This is a genomic window from Candidatus Nitrosocosmicus franklandus (assembly GCF_900696045.1).
GTDB lineage: Archaea > Thermoproteota > Nitrososphaeria > Nitrososphaerales > Nitrososphaeraceae > Nitrosocosmicus > Nitrosocosmicus franklandus_A.
In genome coordinates this window covers 542,899-557,589 of sequence record NZ_LR216287.1, presented here as the reverse complement: position 1 = coordinate 557,589, position 14,691 = coordinate 542,899, and the positions used below count along the sequence as shown (strand labels likewise).

The window sequence follows — 14,691 nt, the reverse complement described above, 5'->3', positions numbered from 1 at the left end:
TTCTTATGGTTTCTGTCAAAACAAATCATTAAAACTACTCGATCTTTTATGAATCCCTAAAATCCTGAACGGCGGGGCTTGAAGTTTGCTCGTTTGATGGAACAAAGGTTCTTCCAAATATCGAACTTAGCTTATTTCTAGTTGATTTCTGATCATCCAAATATTGTTGCAAAAATTCTATTGATGTTCGTGCAGTAATGTGCATCTGATTACTAGCTTCTTTTTTCTTTTCATCATCGCTAGAATTTCCGTAGGGTCTCCAAAAGTTTAATTGGTCCCAAAAATTCATAAAAATCATTTCTACTTTTAGAATATTTGAAATACCCAGCTGTGCTTTCTGTGATGGATTATATATAAAATATATTGAAAGGGTAATAACACCCAAAACTCCAAATATGATGGTGGAACTAACTCCAAGACCACTACCAAATAACCCCAATCCGCTTAGAAAGGATATGATAAACATAATAATTCCAATGGCAAAAACCCCATAACTTAAATAGAATATTTTTTTAAAAAATTTTCTGGAATCTTCAACGGTTTGTTGAAATATTGAAAATATATAGTCATTAACACTCACTTTATCAGACTCGTTCTTTCCTAATTCCTGCTTGTTAAAATTTAGTTCTTTATTTTTTACACCAGGGTAAACGGCAGCAGTTGCACTAGACGTATCATAATTATTTTTTATGCCGTCTTTGGTGTTTTCCTTTTCCTTATCCTTATCGCTATGAGTCGTACTACTACTATTACTGTTGTTACTACTAACGCGGCCCTCTTTTTCGTTCTTGTATCTTTCAAAATCTCTTAGAAAGTGCTCGGCCTTTATTCTTTCGCGGACATCAGCAATATCCAATTCGTCCGATAAGTTATCAAAATCATCCAACCATTTTTTTCTAAAATTGTCGTCAAAAATCGATCTTCCAAGGGCTTTTTCCAGGTTTTCACTTGCCATACTGCTATCCCGTTCTGTTAGAGGATGAAATTATCCTTATAACTGTAATGGCATCAAGATACTACAAACTGTTATCTACGTTATATGGTTAAAGACTAGTCCAAATTTTTCTTGATGCCAAAGCAAAATTCTTACTAACGATCTTATTATCTATATGCTTGAGATTTCGTATCAACTAGTATCTAGCCTCATATAACCCGACTACGATTGATTATTTTGATATTCATTAACTGTGCTTAGAAACTTTTCAAGTTTTTCTAATGTTTCTGCATGCAAATGATGTTCTATGCCTTCTGCGTCTTGGATAGCAATATCTTCACTAACTCCAATCCGCTTAAAGAATTCAGTTAATAGTTTGTGTCTTTTTTTTATATTTTCTGCTACTGTCTTGCCCTGGCTTGTTAGTCTTATACCTCTATACTTTTCGTACTCTAGATATCCCTTAAGATCCAACCTGCGCATCATTTTTGTGACACTGGGTGCTGATACATTAAGACATTCTGTAATGTCGACACTCGTAGCATATCCTTTTTGATGAACCAGTTCGTAAATAATCTCTAGATAATCTTCCATTCTGTCCGTCCGTTCCTTTCTCTGAAATTTGTTGACTCTTTTGATAGAATCTATTGTTGAGGGTTCCGGGGGTGGAATTGGATAATTTGACATTTTAGTGATATACCTTCTCCGAGTTAATTTTAATTTCAAAGTGGCCTGATAAAAGAATATTGTAGAACATTAAACAAGCAACCCCGTCAGATACATGATAAGCATTCCAATGATAAAACCTGCAATAATCGATGTACCGGAATTAGACGATACTGACTGCTGAATTGGTTCATTTTTTGTCTCGTCAGTACTAAAGTTCTGATCTTCATTGGCTGCTGGACTAATCGTTGTTGTTGTTACTTGTTTTTGTGCCGACTGCTTGAATGATTTGGACATCCATACAATGAGAGAGTACACGACCTGGAAAATTGCTCCTGCTCCTATTGCCAAGAAAATTACTGAGGCAAGAGGAGAGTAAATGAAACCGCCTATCCATGTTCCTATGATGGTTGGTACTCCTGCAATTAATCCTAATAGTATCAATCTTCTTATCATTGGTTTTCCCAATTTTGCAAGTGGGGCAATTATTGCTAGTCCTTCTGTTGTATTGTGAATAGTAAAGCCAATGATGAGAAATGTACTTAATGCTATTTCTCCAAGGAGAACAGCAGCTCCTATTGCTAGGCCTTCACCAAAATTATGCAGACCAATTCCTATCGCTACCATAAGGGATATCGCCAATGGCTTTAGGAGATCGACATTACTGCTAGTACTACTACCTCTATTTTCCTTGAAAGTATCTAGACTACTAGTATTAGTAGATTGATACTTTTCATCCCTTTGAGCTGCAAAAAATGACTTTTTATCATTCGATAAATATTTTGAACCCTGATGTTTGCTTGATACTAACGCGGGGTTTTTTCGTTTGTCTTTATCGTCGTGTTCTCCATTTGATTGCGAGTTTGTTACTGATGATTTACCTGAAATTGTGGCAGTGGTTGATAATTTGATTTCTGTCTTGTTTGTAAAATATTCCGACAGAAAAAACAATACTAAAAATGTGGCAAATACTACTACAGGTATTAACATTTGACCGTTGAATACGGGAGCCAGACTAGATGCTGCAATTTCATTGCTTTCTAAGAATGCCTCTATTCCCAAGAATATTAATAACCCAGCCGTTAAACTAAGAAAGAAATTATACTGGTTTCTTGTGATTTTTCTCATAAATGGGTACCAGGCTAAACCTATCAAAACTGGGATTACTCCTACAAACACTCCCAGCAAAGCAAACACTGTGACTTGATTGATATTCGGAATGGGGGTAGGTGCTGCAGCTTCTACAGTATTACTAAATCGAGTTCCATCCGATGTGGTAATACCTACTTCGTAAGGTTCCCCAGGGTTCCAAAGAAAGGGGATAATCACACGTGCTTCGCCGAGTCTTGGAAGTATCTGTGAGGGTTCGATAGCTGCTGAATGTATTCTGTCGTTTATGTCTGCCTGTGAAATTGTGACTGTCTCTGGCCCCGTATTACGTATGTATACAACTATTTGATTTTCATGAAATTCAATCTTTTCTATTGTTATTTGAGGTAATGGGGTTCCACCCGTTATCAAATCTTGGCCATATGGACTAGTAAAAAAGTATATCATTACGGCCAAAATAACTAACGGCATGAGTGCAAGACCTATCGTCACGATTCTCTTTTTCTTTTGAAATGGCAATCCTGTAGTAGTAGGTGCAACTGTTGTAGTAGTATCAGTAGTAACAGCAATAGTGTCTTGATTTTTTGATGAGTGCGGATCTTTTTCCAACTCTTTAGAAATCTCGACCTCTGCGCCTTCCAATACAGAAATATCTTCATGATTCGGTTGGGTTGAGACGGGGTCCGTTGTATTCTCAGAATCCACAGAATTTTTGATTTTGTCGTTTTTCTTTTTCATTCCTAAATTTCTCCTTGAATATAATGATTGTTATGAATGGTGTCGCCAAAATTGGATAGAGAAACTAGTTTGGGATTGTTTTTATTTTCAATAGTGTTGCCATCATTTGCTAAAGTTTTATTGAAGGTGGTAGAATCATCGCTACTACTATTTAATGGACTAAAGCTTGTCGTCGTATTTGGATGCTGTATAGAAGAGAAGTTTAAGTTATTTGTACCATTTGTATTGTCTAATAGTTTGGTGGATACAATTGCTTTAGACGAGTTATCGTTGACAGTATTGTCTACCTGGTAGTCATATGATTGGTCGACATCTCGATCACTAAAGTGTGGAGTGGTATCGTAACTGTAACTATCTGTGCTTTTGTTGTCAACAACTCTGATTAGTCCCATCCATCCCTTTTCTGCAAACTCTGTTTTATGGGCATGGAACATGTAGTCGCCTGTATATTTGTACTTGAATTCTAAGATTCCTCTTTCACCTTGGCTCATTGTCACAATGTCGTTTAACTCGACTGGAGTCATACTCGTTCCACTTGGATAGTAATTAAACATGTTAGCATGTAAATGGAAATTATTTATGGGGTCAAATTCTAGCATGTTGACTAGGTAAATTCTAACAAGCTTGTCTTTTTCCACTTCAATGGGCTCGTACATGTAATAATAAGGTATTCCATTAACTGTGTAGAAATTATTTTCGGTATCAAAATCTGTATCGTATCCGTTCATTACCATTACCAATTCGTCTGCTACGGGTCTCCCCTCTTTGGGATCGATGATTATTACACCATACAGGCCATGTGTTATGTGTTCCTCAAGCGGAGTCATGTGACAGTGGTATGGGAAAACCCCAAACGGCTCGGCAGTGAATTCGTATGTGAATCTGCCTTGGGGACCGATCATTTCAAATACTCCATCCATTTCTGCAGGATGGATTCCATGAGTATGAATTGAATGAGGCTTTGAGCCGTTGTTAATGAAATTAATCCTTATTATGTCACCTTCTGTGGCTCTTATCGTAGGACCTGGTACGGTTCCATTAAATGTCCATACATTATAAAAAACTCCTGGGGAAATCTCCTTGATTTCCGAATCAGATGCAATTAGCGTAAACTCTCTCAGGGCCGTTCCGTTTGGGAACTTGGTTACATGACCATAACTAAAATCACGAAGGTATTCTGTTGGGTTAACCACTGCATTTTCTGAATTACCGGGAATGGTAATGGGATCTAAGACGTCACCATTGGTCTTGATGCTGGGATACCCTGGGGTGTGACCGCCGACGGATTTGGTCATTTCGGAGGAATTTTTTGCCATCGTACTAACAGCAGAATACCACTGACCATCAGTAGTAGTTTTAGTTGCAATTACTGTAACTATCGGAATTAATATTATAATAGCGGTTAACGACCAAACGAACCGCCTTGAAAGCTTCATGATATCAATTAGTTAACTAAATTAATAAATGTTAGCCTAGGTTAAGTTATTGAGAGTAGTATAACATTATTAAGATATTGCAAGAATCTTGAAAAGAGTTATCGAATTGACGAAAAAATCCGCTAGCTCAAAAAAGAAATTATTATATTTGAAAGAACTGTCTATTTGAGCCTTTGCTGCAGTAGTATCGGTAATGGTGGAGATGCTACCGGATTATTGATCAGACGGTAGTAGCAGCAGTAGCATTTATTTCTCTGATGCTGAGGTTCTTAAAGTCAAACGCTATGTTATCTCCTCTAAAGGTGGCTATTGGCCCTGAATTGGTGACAACGTAGTCTTTGTTCTTACCGCAGTTGGCGCTATTAAATACTTCATCAGAACTATTTGCAAACCACCCGCCCTCGTCTGTGACCTCAGTAACCTTTACCCATTGATTTGTATTATTGACGTCAATATATGTTTCCATCTTAACGCCTGTGTCATTATTAATATTGTACATGATGACTTTAAATCCAAACCAATTATTTAGTATCGATGAATCCACGGCCTGAACAACACCTTTAGAGTCTGTGTATCCACCTGTATGCCAGATCTCTTTTTTCCATAATACTTCTCTTTTTAAGATATCGAAACTCCCATTTAGAGCCGTACCTTCGCATGGATTGTCACTACTATGTGCTCCACCACGGGCTCTGAATGTCAAATCAGGTATTCCCGTACCTTCATTCCCGTTCCCACTCCCATCCTCTTCGCTCTGATTTGAGGAATTAGGATCATAAATGGATCTTACTTTGATATATCCAGTCATTTCGACGTCTCTCCATGGTTGTTCTCCTGGGGGAGTGATTACATTCATGCGTACTTGAGTATTGTTTATCAACCAAGATTCATTATCCAAGGCACTTCGTAAGATAGGGACATTAGATGATATCGTGAACATTGGGTCTTCTTTAGGATTCTGCATGTTAACAAACCATTCTCTGCCGTTTTCCTTGGTTGGATAAATTTCATTTACACCAAAAGGATCCTGTCCCATGGGAGTCGCTATCCTTTGCTGTTCTATTGGTTCAGGCCCTTCACCTTCCTGTGGTTGCTGTCCTAAAAAGAATGCATTGAAATAGAAATATAATAAGATAATCGTAACAATAGTTAAACCTATAACAATAGCTATTTTTGGTCTTGTTATGTTCAACTCTATAACAATTTAGTTCGTCCCTTTTTAAACTTTCATAATTTTTACTGTTTTTAAAATTCCTTTTTAATAATTAAATTCAATTTGTTGTAAGTATTAGATATCATTAGATGAATCAGGTAATTTGTGGATATATATGTACTTGTCAACCTTTTGTTACCATCTGGATACATATGTAAGATTATAAATTCATAAACCTAATTGTTTATAAATTTCTTTACCTATTAGAAATATGAAATTTTGAACTTTAGTATTGATTCTATGACCAACTCCGACCCAAAAAGAAAGGTGATGTACCTACTCAAAATCATGGGAGGTAGCGGACTGGAAGAGTTATCAAAGATGATGAAAATTTCTAGAATGGGCGTGCACAAGCACTTGACAGATTTACAGGATAGGGGTTTGGTACAGAGTGTAGAAGTAAGAAAGGGTGTGGGTAGACCAGTAATGCAGTATTCGTTAACAAGTACGGGTTCGTCGACTTTTCCAAAAGCATATGGTCAAATAGCTACGTTTGCGCTTGATTATATAGAAAAAAGAATGGGTAAAACTGCTGTAGAAGATGTACTTCGAGAAAGACAGGCAGAATTACTTGATAAATATCATGAGATTTTAAAGGATTTGGATTTTGATCAGAAGGTTAATCGGCTTGCAAGATTAAGGGATGAAGAAGGATACATTGCCGAATCCAAAAAACTGGACAAAACAGGGGAAAATCATGTTTTGTTAGAATATAACTGTCCCATAATAATGATTGCAGAAAAGCATTGGGAAGCATGTGCTATCGAAACAGAGCTATTTGAAAAGGTGCTTGATGCGGATATAAAAACTACACATAGGGCTGCAAAAGGCGACTCGATCTGCAAATTTAAAATTAAAAAGAGGAAAATTGGATTATAGTAATTACGACATCCCCAATTTCATACATTAACATTGAATTTATATAATTTGTAAACTAATATGTTTATAAACTATTTCTTTCATATAATGATGTGAATAAGAAAATCACTGATTTGAATTCAAGGAATGATAAAAGTGGTAATCCATACGCACTCAAGGTGTTGGGTATAGGCTCTAGCATGCGAAGAGAATCATTCGGAACGGAGACTTTGAGAATTGTATTAAAGAAGGTCGGTGAGAACGGGGCAAAGCCACAGTTATTAAATATGTTTGAAAATCCTTTACCTATATACTCTCCCGAAAATGATAAAGATAATCCCAATATAAGAAAAGCCACTGATTTAGTAAATTGGGCAGATGCATTCATAATTGCTACTCCTGATTATCATGGCTCAATGGCCGGGTCGCTAAAAAATTTCTTGGACTATTTTTGGTCAGAATTTGCAGGAAAAACATTCGGCTATATCTGTTCATCACATGAAAAGGGGTTGACCGTCATGGATCAGATGAGAACAGCAATAAGACAGTGTTATGGATGGAGTTTGCCTTATGGAATATCTATAAACTCGAGTACCGACTTTAACGAAAGACGCCAAATAATTAATAAACAACTTGTTAAAAGAATAGATATCTTTGCCAGAGATCTGGTTGTTTACGGTAGCTTGATAAATGGTCAGTTTAAAAGGGATTTGAATTCAACTATTGGAAATTCTTATGCAGTTCATTACAGAAGATAGTAATTATAAATGACAATCTATTTTCAATTTCTTTTGTTGCGTTCTTCTTGAAGTCGAAGATTACAATTATGCTCTTATTGAGAAATATTTTCATTTGTTAGATTCTTTATTTCTAGTGAATAGTACAACTAAACTATGCGATTTTGATGACTGACCCGAAATAAGCATATTGACATTATAGATGCCATGAAAAATATTCATTCATTATAGCAATTTCAAATGTCCAGTTAGCCTGTCAAGTTTTGTCGAGTAGTCTGGACCAAATCCACAACAAGTCATGGTATTTGGTTCTATCTGAGTTTTGCCCGCGTCCCTGATAATTGTGGTAATGATGCCATAGGCTTGTGCCTTTTTAATTATCTCAATTAGCTCACTTTCTGACTGTACTTTTAGAATTGCCTTTTTCTGATTACCATACTTAAACCAGTTAGCTACACGATCTGGATTCTCCCACACTACAGTGCTACAGGCATGTCCTACTTGACCTGCGATTTTACCAACCCCCATTCCTAAATCTTTCCTTACTACCACTACAAATTTTATCTCATCGTCAGCACTGTTCAATATATTAAAGATTTTATTGAGAATTATTTAAACTAATTAATTGAACTACTCTTCCAAAAAGTCGAGGATTATTATGTTATGTACCGGTCTGTTCTCTGGTATCACAATACGAAAATTATGGAAGTGCAAAAAGATAAGAAGATATCTATTCTCGGAAATAATAGGATTATTTAATAAAATTGATTAGGAAATAAAACCAATAAGAAAGAGGGTATAATCTCAACTGACTGGATACTCTGCTGAAATAAATATTATTTTGGCGCAATAGACACCAGGCCATCTTCCGTGTTATGGTATTGTATAACTATCTAGCTAGAAAAGGGCTGATAAAGACACCTGTTTTTATAGGAAATGCTTTTTATACAAATTGAATGTCTGACCATGCCAATCTGGAAAATAAGAAATTTTCAAATATATTAGTAGCAATAGATGGCTCTGAGCAATCTTTTAACGCAGCCGAATATGCTCTGGAACTTGCAAAGGTTTATGGTGCAAAGTTATTTGCCATCACCGTTTCATATATTCCTGCTACGGCGGGATTAACGCAAAAGCAGGTGTTAAGCAAGGGTTTAGTGGAAGATGGTAGTCATGCAGCCGCACAGGCCTCTGAAACGTGGTTTGATAACTTTATACAAAATGCCGCCTCCAAAGGGGTAGATTTAAGACCTGAACTTGTTAATAGCGCAAGACCTGTGAATTATGTAATTTTAGAATATGCAGAAGAGCATAACATTGACTTGATTGTAATTGGCACAAGGGGAAGGACCGGATTTAAGAGATTACTACTTGGAAGTACGGCATCATCGGTTGTTGCATATGCACACTGTGCTGTTTTGGTTGTAAGATGACCTTCCCAAATGTCCGTTCGATCAAATTGAATAAATATCCTAAATTTTTTCCCGGAGGTTTAATTGAAGAAGGGCAATTCGCAAAAATACAAATTTAGATATACTTACCACCGTAGATATCAAAAACTATGTTCTTTTTTTGAGCGGTTGTTAAACTGACCATTGACCAATATGATGAGAATCGATATTCTTAAAATACATCCTCCGTAACAAAGAGGGGTTAATGTTTTTAATCTATGTTCTTATTTTTTTCTTTGTTCCTTAGTATAAAACTGATCCTGCCGTTTGGTTCCAAGCGTGCAAATTTGATTTCGTCAATATTTTCGATTCCTGCAAGTCTCATTTCAATTTCAAATTCCTCCTTGTCCATTTTTGCTTTATTCAAACCAATTTTGTCAATTTTTCCGTACTCCACCAAAAGAATGGGATTTGGTTCAACAGATTCTCTAAATCTCTTGCTTTTTAGTGTGAGGTAATCAATAATCTTGAAAAAGACTACAATTATTATAACGGCCACCAAAGCCTGGGGGATGGATATCTCGTTGTATATCATTGGGTCGCCAATTGCTGTACCCAATCCCACAACAATGAGTAGTCCAAAAGGGGACAACTGTCCTATACCTTTTCCTCCAAGCCATTTGACAATAACAAAAACAGAGAGTGCTATTATTGAGGTCCTAATGATAACAGACACTATAGAAAAAGGCTCTGGAACTAGGGCTGCTACTATGAGGTTTTGCGATTCTACCTGAGATTCAACTCCGCTATCTGATCCTTCACTAACTTCTCCTTCACTTTGTCCAGTAGTTTGGTTATTTGCTTGATTCTGTAGCCAAGGGATGTTGTAGATAGCCATGGGAGGGGACAAATTAACAGTCGTATTTGAATGGGAACCTGACAATTGACCCGATTGATCTTCTCTATTTGAACCCGATTCTTGATTAATTAGCAAATTGGACCTTATGAAATTTAAACTATTATTAAGTTGATAAATCTGATATCCAAAAAATAAAACGATAACTCCTAAAACGACAATTATTATGATAAGAATTTTGGTGTTAATGTTCAATATAACAAACTAAATCTAGTATGCATGTTAAAGTTAATGTCTAATTGGTTGATGGACAAGATTTAGAACTAAATTAGTGAACAAATTCCATTAAGAATCTGGATAGATAAATTCATCGTTTAGAACAATTTGTGTCTGGTTCGACTTTCTCGGAAACTCCGTGCTGATTTAGAAAAATTTATCGATAGAATTACTCTTGTAAATCTAAGATTGTCTATTAATATACGACTGATCGACGGTTAATCCATGGTATTATTGGCTTTAAGGTATCAATCTTGACAAAGTACCTTAGTGTTATAAATTTTGTTTTCAAAATAGATTAAATGAATGCTTCTAAAGTAGTTGGGTTGAGTTTTATTTCTGAAAAATTATCGAATACCCAAGATAACTTTTGGATGATTATTCGTCCAAATACTCTCATTAATCCTTTTGACTTTGTTTATGTTGAAAACATACATGACACTACTACAGTTGGTATCGTCAAAGAAATCAAACGCATGTTTTTAGACCTAAAGTCATTACCTATTAAACAATATGGTGAGATACTCAAGTTGGATGTACGTGACTCAAAATCCTTTGATACTGGATTTACAGTTGCCAATGTTAATGTAATATCCAATTTTCCCTCTGATAGAAAAAAGTCATCTGATGGTATTGTACATTTAGGTTTGAAATACACTACACTAAAGACAAAACCACCTTCTCCTCCTATCAACATGCCTATTGAAGAAGGAAAACCTGTATGTTTTGCTAGCAGAGAGGAGGTGTGTCTGGCATTGGGAATCCCTGAAATGGAAAATCCTATCCCGGCTGGTGTTATTACAATGTCTGATAATACTAAAATTCCCATAGATCTGGACGTATCTTACCTGTTTGGTCCAGATACAACGCATGTCAATGCAACTGGGATATCTGGTAACATGAAAACTGGATATTTGATGTTTCTATTGCAGGTTATACATGAAAAGTTACAAGATGAAGGTGTTTCGATTATCATGTTTAATACAAAAGAAAAGGACCTACTTTCAATTGATAAAAAGACGGAAAAAGAAATTTTTCCAGCAGATCGAGAAATATTAGATGTGCTTGACTTGGAGCTTGGACCTTTTCAAAATGTAAGATACTTTTTACCCCGAGGAAGAAATGGTAGTCCTAATTCATCGTATGTTCCCAAAAACAATTCTGTGACCTACTCCTATGAACTAAAAGACGTTTACGATAGACTGGACTTGCTTTTCTCATCTGACTTTATGGTCGACCCAAGGCATAATATTTCGGCTATCTTAAACTATATCTACGAAACATGGCCTGTTTTAGGTGAAAATTTGAGTCAAGATGAAAATAGTAGGCGGTATATGAATTGGACCGAACTTTCTGTATATGATGATTACCCTGAAGAGGTAATAACACATAAATCGACATTATTAAAGTTTCAAGGTATCATTCAAAGGTTTCGGAAGCCAGCCTCACTCTTTGTAGACAAAAAAGTAACTAGTACCTACTTGGGTAATGAAATTAGGAAGATGAAAAAAAATGAAGTGCTAGTGATTGATATAGCGATGCTTTCAACCGTCGAAGAACAGGCATTTGTGGTAGGAGATGTAATGAAAACAGTCGATGAAATGTACTCTATTGGTGGCTTTAACCCTCAATATGACAGGGGGGTAAAAAATAGCAATGACGATGAACAGGATCAAGAAGAGAAAATCCTAGATGATACACTAAAACATGGAGGAAAGCCAAAATATGTGGTCATATTACTTGATGAAATTAATAGATTTTTGCCTCAGAGGGTAGCAGCCAGTATTAGTAGTAGTGGTGGTGGAGGCGGCAGTAGCAGCAACAATAGTGGTGGTAGCAGTGGCTTATCCAGCAGCACTGTAAGTAGTAGCATTCGTTCCACTGTTGGAGAGGAACTGTTAAAGACTTTGATCACTGGCAACTCGAGACGTTGTATCTTGTTTTCAGCTCAACAGTTCAAAAGTCAGATCGATGCAGGAATTAATGAAAATACAGGACTACATGTTCTTGCTAAACTTGGTTTGTCAGAACTTAGCGCAAGTCCATACTCTATGATTGATGACGTTACTAAATCCGTTATAAGTAAATTGAATAAGGGTGAATTTGTCTTAGTACATTCTGCATTTAGACATCCTATCAAAGTTACCATACCAAAACCTTTGTTCAAAAGGTCCTGATGGATAAATATGATATACTTTTATTCAATGTTCATAATTCTTAGGCGATAAAAACAAATGAGAATTGTCCAAATATCTGATTTGCACATTGGAGGATTATTCAAACAAGAATCCTTTGATATCTTGGTCAAAGAAGTTAACGATGAATTAAGACCCAATATTCTAATTATTTCAGGAGACCTGACTGATGATGGCCTATACTTTCAGTTTGAGCAGGCCAGACGTGAATTAAATAAATTTACTTGCAAAAATACTATTATTCTTCCAGGTAACCATGATTATAGACATACGGGGTATTTGTTATTTGGAGAATTTTTTCCTACTGCCAGCGTACTAGGATCCAAAGTTTACAAGTTTAACGATCCTTCAAGCCCTAAACACAGCGTAATAGTTACTACTGTTGGAACCGCGAGGGCAGATAGAGATGAAGGTGAGGTTGGATACAGACAAAATCTGTGGTTAAACAAAGTTTTAAAAAAGTATGATAATAATTACCTAGATCCAAAAGAAAAGAAATCAACATCCGAGAGGATAGATAATCAGAAAACCGTAACAAAAATAGTGGCAATGCATCATCATCTTATAGCCATTCCCGATACTGGTTATGCAAATGTAGTAGGAATATCCGATGCAGGAGACGTCTTGACCACATGTCAAGCAAACAGCGTTGACCTTGTGATATGTGGTCATAAACATAGGCCATGGTTGTGGGATTTTGGGGCAATGAAGATAGCATATGCAGGAACCGCATGCTCCTGGAGATATAGAGGAGTATTTGAAGATACGTACAATATAATAGATATTGAAAATAGTGGCAAATCGATGAAAATCGATATAAAGATAGTTGGAGGCGAGAGGATGCAACTTTCTGAAATTGTAAAAAAATATGATCCAGAAAAAAGAGTTACACGCATCGCAGATATGATGTCTCCACATTAATAACCATGAAGGAAATATGCATTATTCTCAGCATGATTTAATCGAAATCTATCCGGCATGCTGGACTACTATAGTAGTCCAGCAGGTAGTCCCGGGTCAGTTTGAAACATTAAATACATACAAAACAACGAGTTCCTTATTGTTGCCGTGAAAATAATGTTTTGTATTGGAAGGAACGAAAATACAAGAACCTTTCTGGACCATATGATCCTCCTGATGAATCCTAATGAATCCATCTCCTTCTATAACGTAGTATATTTCGTCGGCATTATGAACACCTTGAGTGTCCTTTTGACCGGGGACAGTCTAATAATACCAGCTTCAAAACTATCATTATGTAGAAAATCCAGAAAATAGACGGAAGAATCCCTTTTTTTATCCTTCTCTAATTGAGCTAGTATATTTTCAATGTCAAAAACCTTGTGCATGCTTATTTTGTTTTTGACTGAAATTAGTATTTTTTGATGAATCTGGTGCTTGATACCTACGGTCTTATTTACCCTGACAAAATATCTCTAGACTACAGGTTGACATCAGTTATTTATTTTAGATTCAGATCTATCTCAGGCTTGTATTATTTTTATTAGTTCCAGCTCGCAAATTGTAGTGAACAGTTAATAATTTCTAATGGTATATCGAGTTTATAGGATGTTGTATTAATGCTATGACTGCATTATTCAAAGATCGTGCACATGCCGGGACCGAACTTGCTAAGAAGATTGATGAAGAATTGAGGAAAAACAAGACCTTGTCATTTGGTCCAGATGACCTTATCGTTGTTGCAATACCTAGAGGTGGAATTATATTGGCAGAGAAAATTGCTGAAAAATTAAAGTGTAAACTCGATGTAATCGTATCTAGAAAAATTCGTTCTGAGTTTAACGCGGAATTTGCTCTTGGAGCGGTAATGCCTGATGGTGAATATTTTATTAGCAACGGTTTTATCGATTTGTTCAACGTACGCAAAGATTATTTGAAACAAGAAGTTGATTTTCAGAGAAAGGAAATTAATGGGAGATTGATGCTATTTAGAGGGAACATTTCCTATGAAAAGGAATTTGATAACAAAATAGTGATACTTGTTGATGATGGCATCGCCACAGGAGCAACAATAATTGCCTCGGCCAAGTGGATAAAAAAGAACCATAAATGTAAATTTCTTATTGTAGCTGTGCCTGTTGCACCCGCAAATGATAAAACTATTGATATTCTGAGAGAAATAGCCGACAAGGTTGTGATACTCCATTCTAGAATAGAATTTTCAGCAGTTGGTCAATTTTATGACAGATTTGATCAGGTAACTGATGATGAGGTAAAAGAAATTATGGTTAAATATGGTTATGGATGAGCTGTAGAATAC

The 14,691-nt window shown here is 36.1% G+C and carries 12 protein-coding genes and 2 pseudogenes; 6 read left to right on the top strand and 8 right to left on the bottom strand.

Annotated elements, in window-relative coordinates:
- Positions 1-46 precede the first annotated feature (46 nt).
- From NFRAN_RS02525 to NFRAN_RS02505, 5 genes and pseudogenes are all read right to left on the bottom strand, one after another.
- Positions 47-955 carry a hypothetical protein gene (locus NFRAN_RS02525; protein ID WP_134482935.1) on the bottom strand — a complete coding sequence of 303 codons (909 nt, stop codon included), beginning with the start codon at positions 953-955 and terminating at the stop codon, positions 47-49.
- Between the two features lie 201 nt (positions 956-1,156).
- On the bottom strand, positions 1,157-1,621 hold the full coding sequence (gene mntR, locus NFRAN_RS02520; protein WP_197731093.1) for a transcriptional regulator MntR: 465 nt from the start codon (positions 1,619-1,621) through the stop codon (positions 1,157-1,159).
- Between the two features lie 69 nt (positions 1,622-1,690).
- Complete coding sequence (locus tag NFRAN_RS02515; RefSeq protein ID WP_425321219.1) at positions 1,691-3,157, bottom strand: ZIP family metal transporter; 1,467 nt, start codon at positions 3,155-3,157, stop codon at positions 1,691-1,693.
- 653 nt (positions 3,158-3,810) lie between these two features.
- Positions 3,811-4,845 (bottom strand): annotated as a pseudogene (locus tag NFRAN_RS02510) (multicopper oxidase domain-containing protein); the annotation flags it as partial.
- Positions 4,846-5,104: 259 nt separating this feature from the next.
- Positions 5,105-6,076: a hypothetical protein gene (locus NFRAN_RS02505; protein WP_134482933.1), complete on the bottom strand. Its 972-nt coding sequence runs from the start codon at positions 6,074-6,076 to the stop codon at positions 5,105-5,107.
- Between the two features lie 240 nt (positions 6,077-6,316).
- Between NFRAN_RS02505 and NFRAN_RS02500 the strand changes: the two genes are divergently transcribed.
- Both NFRAN_RS02500 and NFRAN_RS02495 read left to right on the top strand, forming a co-directional pair.
- The gene (locus tag NFRAN_RS02500) at positions 6,317-6,976 is read left to right on the top strand and encodes a helix-turn-helix transcriptional regulator (protein ID WP_134482932.1); all 660 of its coding nucleotides are present in this window, start codon (positions 6,317-6,319) and stop codon (positions 6,974-6,976) included.
- A gap of 92 nt (positions 6,977-7,068) precedes the next feature.
- The gene (locus NFRAN_RS02495) at positions 7,069-7,713 is read left to right on the top strand and encodes an NADPH-dependent FMN reductase (protein ID WP_145987994.1); all 645 of its coding nucleotides are present in this window, start codon (positions 7,069-7,071) and stop codon (positions 7,711-7,713) included.
- Between the two features lie 204 nt (positions 7,714-7,917).
- Here the strand turns inward: NFRAN_RS02495 and pth2 are convergent, their stop codons facing one another.
- Complete coding sequence (gene pth2, locus NFRAN_RS02490; RefSeq protein ID WP_197731092.1) at positions 7,918-8,277, bottom strand: aminoacyl-tRNA hydrolase; 360 nt, start codon at positions 8,275-8,277, stop codon at positions 7,918-7,920.
- 371 nt (positions 8,278-8,648) lie between these two features.
- On the opposite strand from pth2, the gene NFRAN_RS02485 reads away from it, so the two are divergent.
- On the top strand, positions 8,649-9,125 hold the full coding sequence (locus NFRAN_RS02485; protein ID WP_134482930.1) for a universal stress protein: 477 nt from the start codon (positions 8,649-8,651) through the stop codon (positions 9,123-9,125).
- Positions 9,126-9,354: 229 nt separating this feature from the next.
- Here NFRAN_RS02485 and NFRAN_RS02480 read toward each other — a convergent pair whose 3' ends face one another.
- Positions 9,355-10,077, bottom strand: a complete 723-nt coding sequence (locus NFRAN_RS02480) for a DUF421 domain-containing protein (RefSeq protein ID WP_134482929.1) — start codon at positions 10,075-10,077, stop codon at positions 9,355-9,357.
- Positions 10,078-10,517: 440 nt separating this feature from the next.
- Here NFRAN_RS02480 and NFRAN_RS02475 point away from each other — a divergent pair, with 440 nt between their 5' ends.
- On the top strand, positions 10,518-12,392 hold the full coding sequence (locus tag NFRAN_RS02475) for a hypothetical protein (protein ID WP_134482928.1): 1,875 nt from the start codon (positions 10,518-10,520) through the stop codon (positions 12,390-12,392).
- 57 nt (positions 12,393-12,449) lie between these two features.
- Positions 12,450-13,331, top strand: a complete 882-nt coding sequence (locus NFRAN_RS02470) for a metallophosphoesterase family protein (RefSeq protein ID WP_134482927.1) — start codon at positions 12,450-12,452, stop codon at positions 13,329-13,331.
- A 96-nt stretch (positions 13,332-13,427) separates the two neighbouring features.
- On the opposite strand, the pseudogene NFRAN_RS14425 reads toward NFRAN_RS02470, so the two are convergent.
- A pseudogene (locus NFRAN_RS14425) lies at positions 13,428-13,619 on the bottom strand (cupin domain-containing protein); the annotation flags it as partial.
- 376 nt (positions 13,620-13,995) lie between these two features.
- Here NFRAN_RS14425 and NFRAN_RS02460 point away from each other — a divergent pair.
- Positions 13,996-14,679 carry a phosphoribosyltransferase gene (locus tag NFRAN_RS02460; protein WP_134482926.1) on the top strand — a complete coding sequence of 228 codons (684 nt, stop codon included), beginning with the start codon at positions 13,996-13,998 and terminating at the stop codon, positions 14,677-14,679.
- Positions 14,680-14,691: the final 12 nt, after the last annotated feature.

What these genes read in the sequence shown, in the direction of transcription:
- NFRAN_RS02525 (WP_134482935.1), bottom strand. Translation starts at nt 955, where the DNA reads ATGGCAAGTGAAAACCTGGAAAAAGCCCTTGGAAGATCGATTTTTGAC.
- mntR (WP_197731093.1), bottom strand. Translation starts at nt 1,621, where the DNA reads ATGTCAAATTATCCAATTCCACCCCCGGAACCCTCAACAATAGATTCT.
- NFRAN_RS02515 (WP_425321219.1), bottom strand. Translation starts at nt 3,157, where the DNA reads ATGATATACTTTTTTACTAGTCCATATGGCCAAGATTTGATAACGGGT.
- NFRAN_RS02485 (WP_134482930.1), top strand. Translation starts at nt 8,649, where the DNA reads ATGTCTGACCATGCCAATCTGGAAAATAAGAAATTTTCAAATATATTA.
- NFRAN_RS02475 (WP_134482928.1), top strand. Translation starts at nt 10,518, where the DNA reads ATGAATGCTTCTAAAGTAGTTGGGTTGAGTTTTATTTCTGAAAAATTA.
- NFRAN_RS02470 (WP_134482927.1), top strand. Translation starts at nt 12,450, where the DNA reads ATGAGAATTGTCCAAATATCTGATTTGCACATTGGAGGATTATTCAAA.
- NFRAN_RS02460 (WP_134482926.1), top strand. Translation starts at nt 13,996, where the DNA reads ATGACTGCATTATTCAAAGATCGTGCACATGCCGGGACCGAACTTGCT.